Source organism: Bacillus sp. JZ109, assembly GCF_053903135.1.
The window spans coordinates 3297267-3316693 of the sequence record NZ_CP096388.1; the positions used below are offsets into that span (position 1 = coordinate 3297267).

Annotated in this window: 14 protein-coding genes; all 14 read right to left on the reverse strand. The window is 50.0% G+C overall.

Features of this window, described 5'->3' with window-relative positions:
- Window positions 1–26 precede the first annotated feature (26 nt).
- Window positions 27–1535 carry an extracellular solute-binding protein gene (locus tag M1D94_RS17415; RefSeq protein WP_029726637.1) on the reverse strand — a complete coding sequence of 503 codons (1509 nt, stop codon included), beginning with the start codon at window positions 1533–1535 and terminating at the stop codon, window positions 27–29.
- Between the two features lie 121 nt (window positions 1536–1656).
- Complete coding sequence (locus tag M1D94_RS17420; protein ID WP_326243320.1) at window positions 1657–4230, reverse strand: exo-rhamnogalacturonan lyase family protein; 2574 nt, start codon at window positions 4228–4230, stop codon at window positions 1657–1659.
- 43 nt (window positions 4231–4273) lie between these two features.
- Entirely contained in the window at window positions 4274–6265 is a 1992-nt protein-coding gene (gene yesZ, locus M1D94_RS17425) for a beta-galactosidase YesZ (RefSeq protein ID WP_128747340.1), read from the reverse strand.
- Window positions 6266–6272: 7 nt separating this feature from the next.
- Complete coding sequence (locus M1D94_RS17430) at window positions 6273–6926, reverse strand: rhamnogalacturonan acetylesterase (RefSeq protein WP_003233813.1); 654 nt, start codon at window positions 6924–6926, stop codon at window positions 6273–6275.
- A 155-nt stretch (window positions 6927–7081) separates the two neighbouring features.
- Window positions 7082–8920, reverse strand: coding sequence for a rhamnogalacturonan exolyase (gene rhgX, locus M1D94_RS17435; protein ID WP_424935165.1), 1839 nt, complete (start codon window positions 8918–8920; stop codon window positions 7082–7084).
- A gap of 45 nt (window positions 8921–8965) precedes the next feature.
- Window positions 8966–10810, reverse strand: a complete 1845-nt coding sequence (rhgW, locus tag M1D94_RS17440; protein ID WP_456270294.1) for a rhamnogalacturonan lyase — start codon at window positions 10808–10810, stop codon at window positions 8966–8968.
- 138 nt (window positions 10811–10948) lie between these two features.
- Window positions 10949–11575 carry a YesL family protein gene (locus M1D94_RS17445; RefSeq protein ID WP_032726692.1) on the reverse strand — a complete coding sequence of 209 codons (627 nt, stop codon included), beginning with the start codon at window positions 11573–11575 and terminating at the stop codon, window positions 10949–10951.
- The gene (locus M1D94_RS17450; RefSeq protein ID WP_424935167.1) at window positions 11572–12234 is read right to left on the reverse strand and encodes a YesU family protein; all 663 of its coding nucleotides are present in this window, start codon (window positions 12232–12234) and stop codon (window positions 11572–11574) included. The genes M1D94_RS17445 and M1D94_RS17450 overlap by 4 nt, the downstream gene beginning before the upstream one ends.
- Window positions 12227–12925 (reverse strand): rhamnogalacturonan acetylesterase, encoded by a 699-nt coding sequence (gene rhgT / locus M1D94_RS17455; protein ID WP_072173401.1) that lies wholly within the window; start codon window positions 12923–12925, stop codon window positions 12227–12229. Before rhgT ends, M1D94_RS17450 begins: the two co-directional genes overlap by 8 nt.
- Window positions 12926–12938: 13 nt before the next feature.
- Window positions 12939–15224 carry a transcriptional regulator YesS gene (gene yesS / locus M1D94_RS17460; RefSeq protein ID WP_125121413.1) on the reverse strand — a complete coding sequence of 762 codons (2286 nt, stop codon included), beginning with the start codon at window positions 15222–15224 and terminating at the stop codon, window positions 12939–12941.
- 22 nt (window positions 15225–15246) lie between these two features.
- Window positions 15247–16281 (reverse strand): rhamnogalacturonyl hydrolase YesR, encoded by a 1035-nt coding sequence (gene yesR, locus M1D94_RS17465; RefSeq protein ID WP_125121414.1) that lies wholly within the window; start codon window positions 16279–16281, stop codon window positions 15247–15249.
- A 15-nt stretch (window positions 16282–16296) separates the two neighbouring features.
- Entirely contained in the window at window positions 16297–17187 is an 891-nt protein-coding gene (locus tag M1D94_RS17470; protein WP_015252615.1) for a carbohydrate ABC transporter permease, read from the reverse strand.
- A gap of 3 nt (window positions 17188–17190) precedes the next feature.
- A complete protein-coding gene (locus M1D94_RS17475; RefSeq protein ID WP_003233835.1) occupies window positions 17191–18120 on the reverse strand; it encodes a carbohydrate ABC transporter permease in 930 nt (309 codons plus the stop codon).
- Window positions 18117–19400 carry an ABC transporter substrate-binding protein gene (locus M1D94_RS17480; RefSeq protein ID WP_456270295.1) on the reverse strand — a complete coding sequence of 428 codons (1284 nt, stop codon included), beginning with the start codon at window positions 19398–19400 and terminating at the stop codon, window positions 18117–18119. Before M1D94_RS17480 ends, M1D94_RS17475 begins: the two co-directional genes overlap by 4 nt.
- Window positions 19401–19427 lie beyond the last annotated feature (27 nt).

Below are 19427 nucleotides of genomic sequence, written 5' to 3' on the forward strand. Positions count from 1 at the left end.
GCCCGCCGAAAGGCAGGCGCATCGGTTTATTTTGACGATTGGTACAATTTGTTCAAGTCCTTCATCAGGTCATTGCCGCCGCTTTTTTTCCAAAGCTCCACTGCATCAGCGAACCCTTTTTCATCAATTTCTCCAATGATAAATTGTGTTCTCGCGTCGAGGATGATGTTGTCAAGCTGGGCTCCTTTTTGGGTATAGACATCAGATACAAGCGACTCAGCCGGGTTAAAGACGGCTATTTTTTCTCCTTCGGTTATGATGTCCTTGCGATGCTGGAAGAGCTTGGTTTTCTGGTCTTCGATGTAATACTCACTTTTCGGAATCGACATGCTGAACTGTGCCAAGCCTTCATGCTCATACAGGAGAGATTTGTTGTTTTTTTCAAGTGAGGTGAATACGCCGTCCTTGAGCTCGTAATTGCGGCCCTTCACTCCGTTGTTCGTGAGAATCTGCGCTTCCTTATCATTCATCTTATCGAGGAAGGACAGCACCTCTTTCAGCTCTTTTTCGGTTTTGACGCTTGATTTTGGTATCGTGATCATGCCTGAATAACCAGATGTCGGGAAAGTGCGCTTGCCATTCGGTCCCTCAAGCGAGCCGACGATATCAATGATATCCTTGTTCGACTCATCCGCCTCCTCCATCGCGCTTTGGATTTGAGACGCTCTTGAGCCTGTATCAACGATGACACCCGCTTTTCCTTTTACAACCGGATCATTCCACTTCGCAGAATCCATGACAGCAAAATCCTTATTGATCAATCCCTCATCATAGAGCTTTTTAAAAAACGTGAGCGCATTCATGTATTCCTTCGTTGTAAAATCTGGAATCAGCTTTCCGTTTTCAACACCGTAGCGGTTCGGAGCGCCGAACCAGATTTGCAGAACATCCCATGGGCTTCCGTTGCCGAGTCCCATCCATTTCGGCACGACCATGCCGTACGTATCATCCTTGCCGTTTCCGTCAGGATCTTTTTCCTTAAAGGCTTTCAGCACTTCATAGAAATCATCAAGCGTTTCCGGCATATCCAGACCGACATTTTTCAGCCAGTCGGTTCTGATGATCATACACGCCCTGATCAGATCCCTCGTTCTGTAGATTCCGTACACCTCGCCGTTCACCGAGCTGTTCTTCAAAATCTTTTCATCTGCCTGGCTTAAATTCTTGTAGTCTTTTAAATAAGGAGACAGTTCCCAAAACGCACCTGCTTTGACAGACTTGATAAAGCCGGCTGACTTATCTTTAATGACAATCGCGTGAGGCATCTCTCCTGAAGCCATGACGATGTTGAATTTGTCGTTGTAGGATGAATCAGGCACCCATGTGACCTTAATCTCTTTGCCTGTGTATTTTTCGAGCGCTTTTAATGAAGGGCTTTTATCACTCGGGCTTTCCGGCGATAAAAGCGGCGCCATAATTTTGATCGTATCTTTCGAACCGCTTGCTGAATTGGATGTTTCCGAATGGCTGCATCCGGCGATCATCATGGCAGCAAGCGGCAAGGCCATCCATTTTTTTCGCATTCTTATTTTCATGTTGCGTAAGTCCCCCTTTTTTCAATTTGCATTTCCCCTTTGCCCCTCTCAATATAAAGCGCTTACATAAATTCTTGCAATCTTCATTTTTTGCACCATTTCTCCTATGAAATTCCGGCTGTTATCCTTTTTTGCCCGATGTTTCTTTTTTTGCCGGAAGGGAATCTCCGATCAGTTCCAGCGCCGCTATGACATTTAAACACCATTGAGAGACAGTGTTCGTTGTCACCCATGGAAGCTCCTCTAGCTGCGTCCATGTCTCGATGCGCTCCGGTTTGATCGGAAGCGGCGTATGGCTGAGCTTATCTTCTAGCAAAAGATTCCACGCTTTGGCGGCGAGATGAGGATCTTGTTTTTTTCTTGCGGCGTAGGCTGTCATACCGGCGGCGAACATCGGCCAGTGAAAATGCCCGTCATGAAGAGCGCCTCCGCTTTTTTTTCGTTTTTCCTCATCACTGAGTGTGTAAAATTCGCCGAATTCACTCAGCATATCCTCCCATTCCCAGTCATCAAGAAGCTCAGCCAGCTCCATCCACACTTGCGGCGCGCCGAAGGCAATGATCATATGATATCCGCCCGCAATGCCGTCTCCCATATGATGAAGCATCGAGGTCGCCGGATCATATTCAAATGTCGGGCCAGATAATAAGCGGAGCGGCAGCCGCTTCAGACAGTTGATTCCCGTTTCGATTTTTTTGAGATATTCCGAATTTTCGGTCCGCTCCCATTCCGCCAGCCAGTTCGAGCAAAACGCCGCCCAGTCCGGTCCCGTTCTGGCGTGAGTCGGGTGCTTGCCTTTCTCGTAAAAAGCGCGCATCGGATCGGTTTTGACGAGGGCATAATCGGCATCCTTCACTTCTGTCAAAAGATCTCCCGTCCGGTCATCACCCGTCAGATAATAATAGAATTTATGAAGCCCGGCCATGCTGATTCTCGCTTCCTTGCAGCCGCATCCCCAGTGTACAACATTATGCCGTGAGCCAAGCCCGGCATATTCACCGAGGTGAAAGCTGTCCGTTTCACTCGTATGGCGGGTCATGGCTTCTGCCATTCGGAAGATATCCTCTCTGCCTGAGCGGAAAAACGCCTGCCACAGCCATAGGGTCGGAACGAGCTCATTGTTTTGCCATGCGTATCCGCCGAGATCGTACCGCCACATATGCCGGATCGGGTCATACGTATGCATGACATCGCCATAATGCCAAAAACCGTACCATCTGCGTTGCTCTACTTCCTTCTTATAAAACAGAAAGGCCGCATCAAGCTGTTCTTCCAGCTCTTTTTTGAGCGGATGGGATGTGTCAATGATGCTCCATACTCCGAGTGCTTTTGATTCGTAATAGACGTCCGGCTCGCATACAATAAGCGGCGGCGCCTGCCATTTGTCAGCCAGCGCATTGAGGACTTCGTCAGACGGCATGTGCGAAAAGCACGCCAGGCTGATTTCATTTGTGTTCGCAATGCCTGTCGGATCAGAGCGCATTTCATCAAAGCCTTCATACGCGCTGGCCACGTGGGTGTTTCCTGTATAATGCCGCAAATCCATCGCTTCGCCGTCCGGAGGCCAAAGCCAGATAGTCATTTTGGGGCGGCTGCCGGCAAGACCTGTGATTTCCAGTGCTGAAGGATATTTCTCAAAGAAATACCGCAGGCCGAGAGCCACACCGCCATTTTTTCCGCCCGCATAGCAGAGCCCCTTCGCCCGGCTGCCATGCAGCATTCCAACCCACGCATAATCTTTTCCGGTCCGTTTTGACAGGCTGTAATGATCGCTGGAATCTTGCACGAGCTTGACATCGTCCCAAACCGCATTCTGTGTGCCATGTGCAAACCATTCCTTATGCTCTTCATCTGGAGACAGCATTTCGCCATTGATTTGTTTTTCATAAAGCGGATATCGTTCATTGAATTTACGTGTGCCAAACAGTTGGGCGGGTTCTTTGTACATCCCTTTCTCTCCCGCAAAGCGGAAATGGCGGTTGTACGGCTCTCCCTCCAAAAAAAGGTCGAATTCGATGCCGAGCCCCTTAACGAATTCTAGTTTACCGCTCCTGTCAATCAGCTGCGTGTGCACAAGGCCGATCTCAGACAGCCCGGCATAAAACGTTAATCGGATGACAAACGGCAGCCATTCCTCATACGTTTTATGGAGCACATGCACTCCCTCGATTTTGACTACTGCTTTGACAGGACCACTCTGCTCAATCGCCGCCCGTTTGATAAAGCTGGCAGACCTTTCATGCAAAAAAACCGTTTCCGCCGCCGACTCTTTTCTCGTTTCTCTTATTGCAACGAGCCTCCCGCCTGCGGCGATCGGCTTTCCGTTGATCTGCAATGATTGAATGAAATCAGATCCTGTTTTATGAATGGTACAAACGAGTGCTCCTGTATTCACTTGGATGTCATGCTCTGTCTCAAGAATGCTGAGCGATTCAGTTGGCTGCGGCACTTCTCTTTTGCGAACTGTAAAGCTTTGGTTTTCCTGACCGCCAAACACCGCCGCGTGCTTCGTCCACTTGATGCTCCCGTCCGGCCAATAGGCCGACGGTTCGCTTTGCACATATCGCGTTTCCGCGTTTTCATTCATAAGCGCCAGACGGTCTCCCTTTTTTAATTCTCCTTTTTTCCATGGCACGCCCCACGTCACGCCGCTTGTCAACTTTGGCTGTTCTGATAACCATTTGATCTTTTTCATCGGTCTCTCCCTCCATAGAAAAAAGCTGATTCGATGCAAAGAATCAGCTGTGATTGTCAAATTGAATCACACGGTATTCATGCGGTCCGACCGCCAGCCTCCCCGCCTTTTCCAAACGGTTCGTCAACAGATCTGTTCCCGCTTCCGGCAGTGTCACACTTCCTCCTTTTCCATCCATATTCACGATGATCCACACAAGGCCGTTATCGCCTTTGCGCGGGGCAACGATCGTGCCGGGTGTTACATCCGAGCGGACAGAAATGGCTGCCTCAGCGGCGTAATGCCTGACAAGCGCCTCCAGCATCGCATCCCCTTCTTTCCCGGATGGAAGCGAGCCCAGCATGACAATTTTCCCCTCGCCGTAATTCCGTTCCGTCAGAAATGCATGGCCCGCCCCCGGTCCTGATTCAACCGTGCCAAGGGTGTTTCCGCTCTCTGTGTCAAACACCGCGCTCCATAGTCCGAGCGGCGCCGTGATGCCAAACGCTTTTCCTGTATTCACGTTCTCATTCATCGGAAAGGTAAAAAGTGTTTTGATCCCTGACGTTTTCTCAAGTTCGCCAAGTCCGCAATCGGTATGAATGGTATGCTCGCATGTGCGCCCTCCTGTCAGCGGCCCGGTGATCCAGATGCCGCCCGCTTCAGCGAATGCCGAAGCTTTTTTGATAAATTCAGAAGACAAATACGGCACAAATGGCGTAAACAGCAAGCGATAGCCGTCCAGTGGAGCGCCTTCCGGAATAAGGTCACGGTGAATCCCCGTGTTGAGAATACGTTCATAAAAATGCGTCACAAGCGAACGATGCCGGAGTCCCCGGTGAGGCTCAGTTTTAATAAATGCTTTTGCTCTGTCAGAGTAAGTCATCGCCGCCTCGGCTTGAACGGGTTCAGTCGATAGAATAATAGGCTCGATTTCCTTTCTTGCCCGCTCAACCGCCAGCACATTTTGATAGCCGATGGTGGGTTCGCCCCAGGCACTGAGAACCGAACCGTGGGAAATCTCGCTGCCTGAACGCTGCTGTCGCCATAGCCAGTAGCAAAACCCCTGGCTCCCTAAGGCGTAGGACGATACGGCTTCGGCCTGCAAATACCCGTCTGCGTGCGGGTAAGCGGAGCTTTCAAGCGAGGCGGCATACGACGGACTCGTTTCCAAAATCCAAAACGGGCGCCCTTGTTTCAGATTTCTCCATAAATCACAGTTCAATAAAAAGGCAGAGGCGTTTTCCTGCGAAGCGTACGTGTCATAGGAGGCAAAATCGAGATTCTGAAACATTCGCTCATTGTCCACGCTGAACATGACTGATCCGTTATGCGTGATCGGCGCATCTGAATAGCAGCGGATGATTTTGGCCTGTTCATCCGCAAACGAAGCGATCATCTCCATCGAAAACATCTGATACATAGTGCGTAGAGAGGCATGATGCAGAAACGGGGCCGGTCCCGGCTGCGGGACTTGCTCAAACGTCTGATAGGTCTCGCTCCACACATCGGTTCCCCAAGCTTCATTCAAGCGCTCAATTACCCCGTAGCAATTTTTGAGCCAGTCATGCCATAGGCGCAAGCATGTCTCACACATGCATTCTGCAACATGGCATTTAAACTCATTGTCTAGCTGCCAGCCGATCAGCCCCGGGAGCCGGCCAAGCTCCTTGGCGATGGCTGTGGTGATGATGGCGGCTTTTTTTCGGAAATACGGGTTGTTCGTACAGGCATGCTGACGGGAGCCATGCCCCATGATCTCTCTTTTTTCATTGGCATGCATGCGTTCGGGCCGGCCATGTGAGAACCAAATCGGCGGTGTAGGCGTCGGCGTGCACATAATCGTTTCGATCCCGCTATCATACAGCCGGGCGATGATTTCTTTGAAAAAACCGACGTCAATTTTTCCTTCTTCAGGTTCCATGACAGACCAGGCAAATTCGCCGATCCGCACAACATTTACGCCAACTTCACGCATGATGTCAATGTCCTGCTGAATCGTCTCTTCATCCCATAATTCCGGATAATAGCAAGCGCCATGATACAGTTTTCTCATCATATTTTCACCTTTCTTTGATGATCGATTCTGTCAATGGCAGGCCGAGCTCCTTTATGCCTTTTGCCACAAGTTTCGCCATTTCATTTGCGCCTTTTTTTGTAAAATGCGTGTAATCGTTAATCCCTTCTGAAATCATAAAATAGGTGTATACTTTTTCCTCGCCCTTCTCAGTAAAGAAAGCAAGGCTTTTCTCCATCAGATCAATGAGCTGGACATTTTCCTCTTCAGCCGTCTGCTTCATGGCAATGCAGTAATCTGGAAAATCGTTCAAAAACACGCCGTTTTCGTAATGAAAGCGGGCTACGGGGGTAATGAGAAGCGGATGGGCGCCTTTTTCCCGCGCGCCTGCGATATACTGCTTTAAATATTGTTTATAAGTAGTGTAGGGCTCGGTGTAGCGCTCCGGCTTATTTTTCGACGCGTCATTATGGCCCATCTGCACGAACAGCCAATCATCCGGCTCGATCACATCAAGGATTGCCTGAAGCCTGCCCTCTTCCACAAATGTTTTCGAGCTTCTTCCCCCGATCGCTCTGTTGATCACCTGAATATGCTCCGGCAGATGCGAGCCGAGAAACTGCCCCCAGCCCCCTTGATTTGTGCTGTCTCCATACGTTTGAACAGTCGAATCGCCGGCAAGATAAATATGATTTGCCATTTTTCATTCCCCCTCGTTTTTATACAGCTTCCATCACGGATAGCTCTTCCCTTGAAAAAACCGGTGCGTACAGCGTTTGTGCATTGGTTCGTCCTGCCCGTTCTCTAATCATCTTGTCGTAGCGTTCAGCCTTTACGTCTTATCCCTTAGTCCTCCTACAGCGGCGCCTCCGCTTTGCTTCCCGCTATGTACAGGGCGGGCTTCGGCGGTTTTTTCATTCCCGTTCCGAGGTAAAAGCTCGTGTGCGGCGGCTGGTTGTAGGCGGTATTCTGCCAGGCGATGCCGAGCCTGTAAACCGGATCATGCATCAGCGTGTAAAAGCGGTGGCGGGTGAGATGTGTCGTTGTATAGATACGGAGCGCGCTGCTGTCTTCCGTTCTCCATATCACTTCTTCCCGCCAGTCTCCGAACAGGTTGGCCTGAAGAACCGGGTTTCCTTTCGTGCCGTTGTTGGACAGCACGCCGGCCGGCTGAAATATCGTCTTCAGACAGCCGTTTTCAGCATCCCATTTTTCAATCTTTGGCCTGCCGATCGTTCCGTCCCAGTCATGATCAAGCAGTTCTCTGACCAAATCACCGTCCCACCAGATGGCGAAATTGGCTGAAGAGGGCGCTTTGTCGCTGATTTTTTCGCCTTTGCTCGTAAAAAGCCCATACGACATGCCATCATTGCCCGGCGGATCAATTCCCCAGACGAGCGACCCTTTGTAGCTTGGGTCAATATGAGCCGCCATGCCCCGGCCAACGTCAGTTCCAGCATGGACGCCCCATAATATCTCACCGGTTCCGGCATCTCGCAGCGACAGTCCGTACGGCTTCGTGGCGTCCTCATGCACCTGGAACACTTCAAGCCCTTTTCGTGACGGGTCCAGATCCCCTACATGCATCGCGTCTCCGTGCCCGAGCCCCGTTGAGTACAGGCCGGTTCCGTCATGATCGACAGCCATTGCGCCGTATATGATTTCATCTTTTCCGTCTCCGTCGATATCCGCCACGCTTAAGCTGTGGTTCCCCTGTCCTGCGTACGCTTCATGTCCCGGCTGGTTGGAGTCAAATACCCAGCGTTTTTTGAGCCTTCCGTTTCTGAAATCGTATGCCACGAGCACGGCTCTCGTATAGTAGCCGCGTGCCATTACAAGGCTCGGCCGCTCCCCATCCAAATAAGCGATCCCGGCGAGAAAACGGTCCATCCGGTTTCCATAGCCGTCTCCCCAATCCTCCAGCTTGCCGCGGGGCGGTTCATATTCCACGGTTGTGAGCGCCTCACCGGTTTCTCCTTTAAACACCGTCAAATATTCCGGACCGGACAAAATTCTGCCCTGTTCGTTTCTAAAATCGGCATGCTCATCACCGATGATATGTCCTTTCCCGTCTGTTGTGCCGTCAGCTGTTTTCATGGCGATTTCTGCTTTTCCGTCACCATCCAGGTCATACACCATAAATTGCGTGTAATGAGCGCCCGCCCTGATGTTTCTGCCGAGGTTGATGCGCCACAAAAAGGTGCCGTCCAGTTTATAGGCATCTATGAGCACCTCCCCGGTATAACCGTCATGAGCGTTGTCTTTTGAATTGGATGGGTCCCACTTCAGGATCATTTCATATTCTCCATCCCCGTCTACATCCCCGACACTGGCATCATTGGCTCTGTAAGTGTACGGCTTTCCGTCCGGCGTCACACCGCCTTCCGGTCTGGTAAGCGGAACCTCCAGAACATTTTCCTGCCAAACACGAGCTTCCTTGGAAAGCTTTTCTTCCCGTCCTTTATTGACAGCCGCCACTTGATAAACAGAGTCAGCCGTTCCGTTTTGATCGAGAAAATTAGTGCTTTCAGCGATTGGATCGCGGGTGATCCGCTTTCCATCCCGATAAAGGTGAAAAGCCGTCGTCTCATGATCTGTTCCGAGAAAACGCCAGCTGACAAACACGCCCTGATCTGTCTTTACCGCAATCAAACCTCTGGTCAAGTATTCCATTTGCCTCTTTTTTGGTTTCATTTGATGGGAACGGGCTGCGCGCAGCCCGTTCCTTCCCCCTTTCAGTTAAGGCGTATACATATTTGGTTTTGGCTGTTCCGCCATGCCGTCTCCTAAAAAGAATCTTGTGTGCGGCGGCTGGTTATAGGCGACATTTTGCCAGGCGATGCCAAGCCGGTACACCGGATCGTGCATCAACGTATACAGCCTGTGCTCAGTCGGAATGGTCGTCGTGTAAATGCGCAGAGCACTGCTGTCCTCCGTTCTCCACACGACTTCCTCGCGCCAGTCACCGAGCAGATCAGCCTGAAGCGCCGGTGTTGCTTTTGTGCCGTTGTTAGCCGCTGCGCCTGATGCAGTCAGCACATTTTTCGATACGCCGTTTTGATAATCCCACTTATCAATTCGGTTGCTGTCCAGCTGTTCCCGGAGCAGATCGCCGTCCCACCAGATGCCGAAGTTGGTCGAGGACGGAACCCCGCTTCCGATTTTGACCCCTTTCGCTGAGTAGAGAGAACCGTTTGCCCACACCTCCTGTCCCGGATAACGCGGGTCAATATCAGCAGCCATTCCCCGGCCTACATCCTTGCCGGCATAAACGCCCCAAAGGATTTTTCCGGTTGCAGCATCCCGGAAAGATAAGCCGTATTTTGCATTTTTGTCCTCATGTACTTGAAACACCTCAAGCCCCGGCCGGCCCGGATCAAGATCTCCTGTATGGAGGGCATCCCCATGGCCTAAGCCGGTCGAGTACATGCCTTTCCCGTCATGATCAACAGCCATTGAGCCGAAAATAATCTCATCTTTTCCATCCCCGTCAACGTCCGCGATGCTCAGGTTGTGATTCCCCTGTCCGGCAAACGCTTCATTTCCTGACTTTGAGGAGTCCAGCGTCCAAAGCTTTGACAGCTTTCCGTCCCTGAAGTTATAGGCAACTAGCATGGTTTTAGCGTAATACCCTCTGGTCATGATCAGGCTCGGCCGCTGTCCATCAAGGTAGGCAATGCCGGCGAGAAAACGGTCAACACGGTTGCCGTAGCTGTCTCCCCAATCCGACACATTGCCGCGCGCCGGTTCAAAATTTGCGGTGACAAGCTCTTTCCCGGTTGAACCTTGAAACACAGTGAGATATTCAGGGCCTGAAAGCACACGCCCCTGTTCATTTCTGTAATCTGCATTGGCATTTCCAATTACTTTGCCCGTGCCGTCTTTTGTCCCGTCTGCCGTTTTCATTGCCACTTCTGCTTTTCCGTCACCATCAAGGTCATACACCATAAACTGGGTGTAGTGCGCGCCCGCTCTGATGTTTTTGCCGAGATTGATCCGCCATAACTTTGTGCCGTCCAGTTTATACGCGTCAATCAGCACGTCACCCGTATAGCCATCCTGTGAATTGTCTTTTGAGTTGGACGGGTCCCATTTCAGGATCAGCTCGTATTGCCCGTCACCATCCACATCGCCAACACTTGCGTCATTAGCGCTGTACGTGTAAGCTTCACCCTTTGGCGTCGTGCCGCCAGCCGGTTTATCCAGCGGGACGGAATGATACGGCTGCGCCCATACGGAGGCTTTTTCAGAAGCCGGCTGTTCGGTACCGTTTACAACAGCACGAACCGTATACGTTGAGCCCGCCGATCCGTTTTTATCCACATAGTTCGTGGTTTTGACAGGCGCAGCATTCAGTTTTTGCCCGTCTCTGTACACATTGAACAAAACAGATGCGTTTTCGGTTCCAAGAAACCGCCAGCTGACAAAAATGCCCCCGTCCGTCTTGACCGCTACAAGCCCCCGGTTCAGCGCTTCCATCTGCCGCGCTGCCCCTTCAGCTTTCACAGGACATACAGAGGTTCCCATCACCAACAAGACCAGCAACGTAACAGCGGTAAACATGCGTTTCCTTCGTGTAATCATCAGACAGCTCCTTCTCATTTATCTGTAAGCGCTTACTTAAATTGAATTTTATGCGCTGTGTGAGCTGTCTTCAATTTCACTTTTTTGCATCTGCCTATTTCGGACACTGCACTTTTTTGCGTATTTGTCACTTTTTTGTTACCCGGCTTGATGGTGCTGGGCCTCCGTCTTTTGAAATCCCCTAAGAGCAAAAAACATCAACACAAGCCCAAATAAACACGGGCCGTAAAATGGGATCAGGCCAGGAAGCGTATAAAGCAAATAAAGGACAAATCCGCACCCGATCAGCATACAGCCGGTTGTCAGCGGTCTCATGGCGCCAAACAGCAGTGCCTGCGGAATATATTTGCGAAGCGGGAGCTGGTAATGCACATAAAGGGGAAACACATACATCAGCGCGATGATATACAAAAGCCCTGCAAGCAGCGTGCAGCTTGTTACTGCAAAGGACAGCCAATTCGTACTGGCAGAAAAATAATGATAGTTGGCAGACAATATGAGCAAAAGAGCCGAAAACGCCAATCCGATCGCATTAACCTTGAGAAACTCTTTTTTATAGGTATCGAGAAATAACGAAAATATCGGGACATCCTTTTGCCCCATCAGCCATTTCCTTATAATGGCACACATCGCAGCTGTGCTCGGCGCCCATCCGAAAAGAACGCCGCCCAAAAGTGTAAACAACAGCCACAGCCCGTTGAGCCATGCTATTTTCACCACCGCTTCGCAGCCTGCATAAAGCGTGTCCGTTACAGTCGTCTTCATCTTCTCACCGCTTGATGTACGGCAAAATCCCTATAAGCTGCTTTCATGGGGGCCATCTGCCGGAACCCGATTTTTCCTTTTGTTAACACAGGCCCATATGTGCTGCCGTCGTCCATCCACTCAAGAATGGGCAGACCATTGATTGAAAAGTGCACATAGCCTTTGTCTTTGATCAGCTTCATACGATACGGAGAATCAGCGTCGTCTGGAGAAGGCAGCGGATCGGCCCCCATTGCGGCGAGGTGGAAACCGCGGCTTTTTCTTAAATTGCAGGTGCGGAACGCTCTTTCCTCCGCGTATTTTCTGCGGAAATACGACAGGTGGAGCGCATTGATGTCCCCCGAATGATACTTGGGGTATTTTCCCGTTCTTTTCTGGAGACTTGGATCAAACAAATCCTCGCCTCCCATTCCCGCAGCAGAAAAAAACAGCATACACAATCCCGGCTGCTCGATCGGAGAGAAGTCCCATGTCACAATGATGCCGTCTGGAAAGGTTTCCGGACACCAAAAGACAAAGTGCACATCGTCCTGGACATGTGACAGGTGCAAGCTGTGATCGTCAAATGAGATCTGTCCGCCTCCCTCCATCCGCCAGTCCTTCACATCGCTTTTAGACCGGAGCGGATTGCGGTACAGACACGCGCCTTCCTTATACATGTTCTTTCCCCTCCCGGCTCACAAGGTGGTTCTTAAGCGGAAGTCCGAGCTCTTCAATGCCTTCTGCCACAAGCTTCGCAACCTCCACTGCACCTTCTTCCGAAAAATGCGTATTGTCCTCAATGCCGTCCGGGTAATTCGGATGTTCATTCGGCTGAAACCAAACGAACAATCGCTTCGACTCCTCCGGCCCGTATGCTTCATACAGCACCTTTGTTTTCGCAAGCAGATCAATCACAGGTACATCGAGCTCCTTCGCCAGTGCTTTCATCGCATCGGGATACTCACCGAGGGAATGCTCGATTCGTCCGTTTTCATCAAAGCGGCGGCGCTGCACCGATGTGACGAACACAGGATGCGCGCCCTTTTCGCGTGCCGTATCTGCAAACAAGGTAAGAAACTGCTGAAATGTGGAGTACGGCTTCGTCCCCCGCGGTTTTTGGTCATTGTGGCCGAATTGAATCAACAAATAATCGCCTTGTGTGATGCGTTCAGCAATTGCTTGAAGCCTTCCTTCCTCCACAAAAGAATTGGTGCTCGCTCCTCCTTTGGCATGATTGTGTACCACTACCTCTTCAGAAAACAATTGCCCGAATACCTGCCCCCACCCCGCCATCGGCGCTTCATGAGGCGGGCAGTCACTCACAGTGGAATCTCCCGCTAAAAATACTTGAATTGGTTTCTTCATCACATGTTCTCTCCTTTCACGGCGTTTCCTGATACATTTGCCTGAAGACACCCGGCGGCATGCCGACCTGTTTTTTAAAAATCCGGTTAAAGTAATTGTGGCGGTAGCCGACTTCTTCTGACACGTCATGAATTTTTTTATTCGTATTGACCAGCAGTTCTTTCGCCTTTTCGATTCTGATCTGGGTCACATAATCGATAAAATTAATGCCGGTCACTTGCTTAAATGCCTTGCTTAACGTATATGAATTCATGCCAAGCGCATCGGCACAGCTTTCCAATGAAATATCCGCCATATACTGTTCGTGAATCATCGCAATCACACGTTCTGCCAGCTGCTTTTGCTGTCTGTTTTTTCTGCCCTCAAGCTTGGAAAGGTAAGGCGTCACCACTGCATCCATCAGCCAGGCCGCCGCTTCATTAGGTTCGCGCAATTCTGAAATATCAAGAAACGGATTCCGGTGCTGAAATAGTTCGCTGGGATTGAGCCCGGAATGCAAAATATCCTCCTGAATGCGGGAAAACAGCTGAATCAGGGCGGAGTGCACATGCCTGTCTATAGCCGCCTTTTCCGCCAGTTCCTCCATGCATACACGAATCAGTTCCTCGGCCTCCTGTTTTCTTTCCAGCCGGATGGCCTGAACAATTTGTTTTTCCAGTTCAAAAGGGTAATAAGGAGCGAACTGCTCATCCTGAGGGAAGTCGGCCTGCAAATCAATGACCTGATTCCGGTTGGCAAACTGCCTGCAGGATTTGCCGCATTTTACATTCTGAAATAAAGAAGGGATTTCCGTGACACGCTCCGTTTTGCTGCTCAATGTCGAGGTCAGGCATAGTCCGGTTACATCCCCAAATTGGCGTGCCAGCTCCGTTATATACGCCTTCAGATCAGAGCTGTTTGTTTTCATCACAAGAACGGTGATAGAAAGCCGGCCGATATCAAGTATGGAGAGCTGAAAAACGCGTTTATCCGCCAATTCCTCAGCGATATTAGTCAGTGTAAACACAGCGAGCTGTTCATCATCGCAACAGAAGATGCTTTTTTCACAGCGGAGTCCTGTCAATTGAAGATCCAGCACATGAAACACGTTTCCGCCGATGTTCCAGCCAGCCTCCTCCATCCGCAATCTGAGGCTTTCCTCGTTGTCATAGTAAAAATCGCCCTGCAAGAGATGCTGCAAAAAACTTTTTTTCATATGGGGCGTCTGCCGCAGGAGCTGCTGTTGGAGCTTCCGGCTTTCAAGGGATAGATCCTGCCATCTCTTTTCAATCCATTTGAATTCATCCTGCCCGGACGCCTGCCATGTTTTCTTCTCTCCTCCGGTAAACAAGCCAAGCAAATGCTGGATGGGACGATAGATTTTTTTTGATGCATACCATGTCATGCACACCGCCAAACCGATGCAAATGACCAGCATCACGATGATCACTTTTGATAAAAACACCATCGGCGCTGTAATAGCTGAAAGAGGCGCCGCTGACACAAAGGTCCATTGCTGATGCATCCGGTTCATTTCTCCAAAGGAGACAGAATACACCTTGCCTTCCCATTCCATCTGAAAATGGCCGTTCTCAGCAGGCTGTTTTTTTATCTCTTGAAGTAAAGTCTTTTCAAAATCTTTTTCCCCTTCATGAAACAGCACCTCTTGATTTTGATCTAAAAGTAGCGCACTGCCATCAGGATAGGGGGACAAGCTTTGCAGGATTGATTCCATTTCTTTCGGATCAACCGCCAGCATGATCGCGCCGAACGGTTTCTCCGCCGCGCCCGGAATGAGCTGGATCAGCATCGCTTGGTTTCCCGACCGTTTCCAATAAATGCTGTGGTCTGAGGCAAGCAGCGAGCGATACTTGCGAAGCGCCTCCTGTTCTGTCAAAGCGCTGTATTCAGGGCTCAGCACAAGTGGCCGGGGGCTGTTCAGAAAGATGGAAGCCTGCTCGATCAGCGGCTGCTGGTCCCGCAAAAGAAACAGCTTTTTCGTTAATTGATAGGAGAACGTAAAGTCTTTCTCCAAATCCCTCTCGGCCAATCCATTCATCAGTGAAGAATCGTAGGCCATCTGGGTGAGTGCCAGTTCAAGCACTCCCAGCTTCTCATCCATTCGGCTGACCTCACGCGCCACCTGTGTTTCATGCGATCTCTGCAGCTCTTTCTCCACCTTGTCGATCGAAAGAAAGTAGATTGCGCCGCCAGTCAGCAATCCGGGAATACAGGCAATCAGCAAAATGAAGACAAAGTTTCTTTTGAAATACGTTCCCTTCCAGCGAGAAACCCGTTCCTTCTGTTGAGGCTGTTTTTTCATCCCTTTCCCCCCGCCGCTGTCTTTACTGATACACGCGTTTTTTCGTTTTCAAAACATCAGCAAGAAACGTCAGCGCAAGTCCCTGCCCCCATCCTTGTATTCGTTTGTAAGGCACCTGTTTGTATCCTTCGGCATTTTTCATGACGGCTGTCCCTGCCGATACCTTGCTGACCCGTCCGTCCTCTTCCACCGCATCCAAAATGGCGGCAAGCGATTTCTGCACATATTTTGTATACAGCTTTCCGCTCGACATCAGAGCAGAGGCAATACCCGCTGATGCCGAAACCTCCAGATAAGAATCGGGATCATCCAAAATCGTATGCCACAGCCCTGATTCATCCTGAAGCCGGACAAGCGCGCTCAGCTGGTCTCTGAGCGATCCGTCGATGATCATAAAGGAAGGATGTGTCACCTCAATGAGCGGGAGCGCCTTTGCCATCGTGAGTGCCGCCCAGCCGTTCGCCCTGCCCCAATAAATCCCCGACAGATGATTTTGCGCTTTGTTGTCCCAGGCGTGGTAGTACAAATTCGTGACAGGGTCCTGAAGCACATCCTCATGTCCGTGAAACTGGCGCAGGCCGTCTTCAAAATAATCCTCACGCTCCATGATCCGCCCGATTCTCAGCATAAACAGCCCAGCCATCATCAGTGTATCCGCCCATGCCTGTTCAGGGAATACGTATTCTGCCGCATTCACCGTATGCTGAAGGATACCCTCGCCAAAGCGCGGCGCCTTATGCAGCACATATTCCGCCATCTCGGCCGCTGTTTCCAAATACACGTCATCACCCGTCACCTTGTGGAGGAACAAAAGCGTATGCCCGATGGAAACTCCGTTGATTGAAAGCGACGGCAGCCCATCCTCCAGCTGTTCATCCACCCACGTTTTTAACAGATTGATATATTCCTCGTTTTCCGTCGCTTCATAGGCCTCCGCCACGCCGTAAAACGCGACGCCGCCCGGCCAATCCCACGCAAAATCCATCTGAAATGTCCGTTTCACGATCCGGTCAATAACCGACGTCACCTTTTCTTCATCAAAGATAAGCTGTGCCATCTGCAACACTCCTTTTTATTTTAATCCGGTCGTACTGATGCCCTGAACGATATATTTCTGAAACAAAAAGAATACAAGAATCACAGGCAATAACGAGACGGCTGACATGGCAAACATCGCGCCCCAGTTCGAAGCCGACTCTGTATCGAGAAAAAGCTTCAGCGCAAGTGAAACAGGGTAAAGCTCCGGCTTATTCAAATACAAGAGCGGCTGAATCAGCTCCTCCCACTTCCAATAGAAGGAGAAAATCGCAGACGTCGCAAGCGCCGGGGCAATCAGCGGGAGAATGATCCGCCAAAAGCAGGCAAAGCGCCCACATCCGTCGATTCGCGCGGCTTCATCCAGCTCCTCGGGAATCGTCCGGATAAACTGGATCATCAGAAAGATAAAAAACGCATGCCCGAAAAATTGCGGAACGACAATTGGTTTAAAGGAATTCAGCCAGTCTAATTTCGCAAACATAATATACTGCGGAATCATCAACACTTCATGAGGCAGCATTAACGTCCCCATCATGCACGCAAACCAAAATTTTTTTCCCTTAAACGGAATACGCGCAAATCCGTACGCAATGACAGCCGATGACAGGACGGCACCGATTGTTGACAGTCCGACAATGATCGCCGAGTTTTTAATAAACGTCAGAAACGGCTGTCCCGCGATACCCTTCCACCCTTCAGCATAGTTACTGAGAATAAAAGGGTCGGGAATGAGAGAATGTGAGGTTGTAAAAATACTGGCGCTTTCTTTAAACGAGCTGACAAACAGCCAAATGACCGGGTACAGCAGTAACACCGCCAGCGTTGCCGTAAAAACATGGAACAGTATGCGTTTGGGACTGACGCGACCGGCTTTTTTTCTTTCTAAAACCGGGGCTTTTCTGACAGGCTCGTTGACCGGCTCCATCCGTCATTCCTCCTTTGACTCGTAATGAACCCAATATGATGATGTTTTAAACAATATGAGCGTAATCAGCCCGACAATGACAAGCATGACCCACGCCATCGCCGATGCGTAGCCCATTTGAAAATAGTTAAACGCACGCTGGAACAAATAGAGCGAATAGAGAAGTGTCCCGTCAAGCGGCCCGCCCTCGCCCTTCGAAATGATATAGGCAGGTGTAAATGTCATAAAAGCAGAAATCGTCTGCATCACTAGGTTAAAGAAAATAATCGGTGTAAGAATCGGAAGCGTGATCTTGAAGAAACGCTGCACCCGATTTGCCCCATCCACACTTGCCGCTTCCAAATACGAAGACGGAATGTTTTTCAGCCCGGCCAGAAAAATCAGCATTGACGACCCGAACTGCCAGACGGACAGCAGAATCAATGTCCACAGCGCACTTGTCGGATTCTGGTACCAAAGAATTTTTTGATCAATCCCGACAAAAAACAGCAGCGCATTGATGACCCCGTCATTGCCAAAAATATTGCGCCACATAATCGCCACGGCGACGCTCCCGCCGATGATCGAAGGCAGATAAAAGAGCGTTCTGTAAATGGCCGTTCCTTTTGCTGCATTGTTTAAAATGACAGCGATAAAAAGCGCGAAGCCGAGGCGGAGCGGAACCCCGGCAAGCACATACGTAAACGTCACCTTCAGAGACTGCCAATACTTTTCGTCACCCGTAAACATTTCCTTAAAGTTGTCGAGCCCGATCCATTTCGGCGCCGTAAACAAGTCATAACTCGTGAAGGACAGAAACAGGGACGCCCCCATCGGAATCACCGTAAAGCATAGGAACCCGATGATAAACGGAGAAATAAAAGCATATCCCGCCAGATTGTCTTTTCTAATACTCCGGCTTTTTTTCATTGCGTCAGCCCCATTTCCCGTCAATTATTCCTCTCTAATATCTCATTGGCCTTTTTCCGGAACGTTTTGGCGGCTTTTTCCGGCGATACCTTCTGATACAGAATCTGATCTGACGTATCCTTCAGCAGCTTGATGACCTCCGCGCTTCCCACAGGCTCTGGCGGATCGGCTTTGCTGATGTTTTTTGACGCGGTTTCTACATACTCCACGATGTTGGCTTCTTCCTCATTCAGCTTCGGTTTAATCGCATCCGCCACCTTGTCGGAGACTGGAACGCCTCGCTCGCCTTTAATCAGCTGGTTCGCTTCCTCATTATTCACGAAGAAATTAATAAATTTCGCTGCCTCTTTTTTATGCTCAGAGCTTTTCGGAATGGAAAACAGCATACTCGGCTTCAGTGTCAGCGCCTTTTCCTTCATTTGCTCCGGCGGCAGATAGAGAGACAGAGGCGAGTCTGTCAGCCGGGCAAAGCCCAAATATTGATTGGAGTAGTTCCATGTAATCGCTGATTTGCCTTTAACGATAAAATCGTCTTCCATCCCTTTAATCTGTGCGCTTTCATCAGGTGTTGGGGACGTTTTCGCTTTCACCAGCCTCAGCTGCCGTTCAAAGTAATCGACAAACATCTGATCATCTTGATACGCGAGGCCAGTGCCGTCTTCTTTGTAAAAGCGCTCACCCTTTGTGCGCAAATAATACGGGAAGAAAATATCAGGCGGATGCATTCCGTTGGAACCGTAGACACCAGCTTTTTCCTGAAGATCATACGCCAGCTTCTCGTAATCCTCCCACGTCCAGTTTTCCTGATTGATAGACACACCGGCTTTTTTCAGCATATCTTCATTGGCAATCACAGACAGCACGTTGACACCTAGCGTAAATCCATAAAGCTTATTGTCGATTTTTCCGCCCGACAGCATATTCTCGTCGATTGAACTGACGTCAATCGTTCCATCCTTTGTATACGGCGTTAAATCCTCCAGCTGGTTCTTCTTTCCGTATTGGGCTAAGTAAGCGGTATCCATTTGAATGACATCCGGAAGCTGGCCGGCGGCAGACATGGGCGCAAGCTTTTTCCAGTAGTCATCCCAGTTCGCAAATTCCGCTTCAATATGGACGTGAGGATTCTTTTTCTCGTAAAGTTCAATTACCTTTGTTGTATAATCATGCCTTGGCTGCCCGCCCCACCACGCGATTCTGAGCGTAATGTCTTCTTTTTTCCCCGATGCCTCTTCGCCCACAGAACATCCGCTGAAAATAAAGACACAGACAAGCGATAACAGAACGTAACAAATCTTCTTCAAACCAATCCCCCCTTTAATGTAAGTGCT

Excerpts from the sequence above, each read along its gene's own strand:
- M1D94_RS17420 (WP_326243320.1), bottom strand. The coding sequence starts at position 4,230 with ATGAAAAAGATCAAATGGTTATCAGAACAGCCAAAGTTGACAAGCGGC.
- rhgW (WP_456270294.1), bottom strand. The coding sequence starts at position 10,810 with ATGATTACACGAAGGAAACGCATGTTTACCGCTGTTACGTTGCTGGTC.
- M1D94_RS17450 (WP_424935167.1), bottom strand. The coding sequence starts at position 12,234 with ATGTATAAGGAAGGCGCGTGTCTGTACCGCAATCCGCTCCGGTCTAAA.
- yesZ (WP_128747340.1), bottom strand. The coding sequence starts at position 6,265 with ATGAGAAAACTGTATCATGGCGCTTGCTATTATCCGGAATTATGGGAT.
- yesS (WP_125121413.1), bottom strand. The coding sequence starts at position 15,224 with ATGAAAAAACAGCCTCAACAGAAGGAACGGGTTTCTCGCTGGAAGGGA.
- M1D94_RS17445 (WP_032726692.1), bottom strand. The coding sequence starts at position 11,575 with ATGAAGACGACTGTAACGGACACGCTTTATGCAGGCTGCGAAGCGGTG.
- M1D94_RS17470 (WP_015252615.1), bottom strand. The coding sequence starts at position 17,187 with ATGGAGCCGGTCAACGAGCCTGTCAGAAAAGCCCCGGTTTTAGAAAGA.
- yesR (WP_125121414.1), bottom strand. The coding sequence starts at position 16,281 with ATGGCACAGCTTATCTTTGATGAAGAAAAGGTGACGTCGGTTATTGAC.
- M1D94_RS17415 (WP_029726637.1), bottom strand. The coding sequence starts at position 1,535 with ATGAAAATAAGAATGCGAAAAAAATGGATGGCCTTGCCGCTTGCTGCC.
- M1D94_RS17430 (WP_003233813.1), bottom strand. The coding sequence starts at position 6,926 with ATGGCAAATCATATTTATCTTGCCGGCGATTCGACTGTTCAAACGTAT.
- rhgX (WP_424935165.1), bottom strand. The coding sequence starts at position 8,920 with ATGAAACCAAAAAAGAGGCAAATGGAATACTTGACCAGAGGTTTGATT.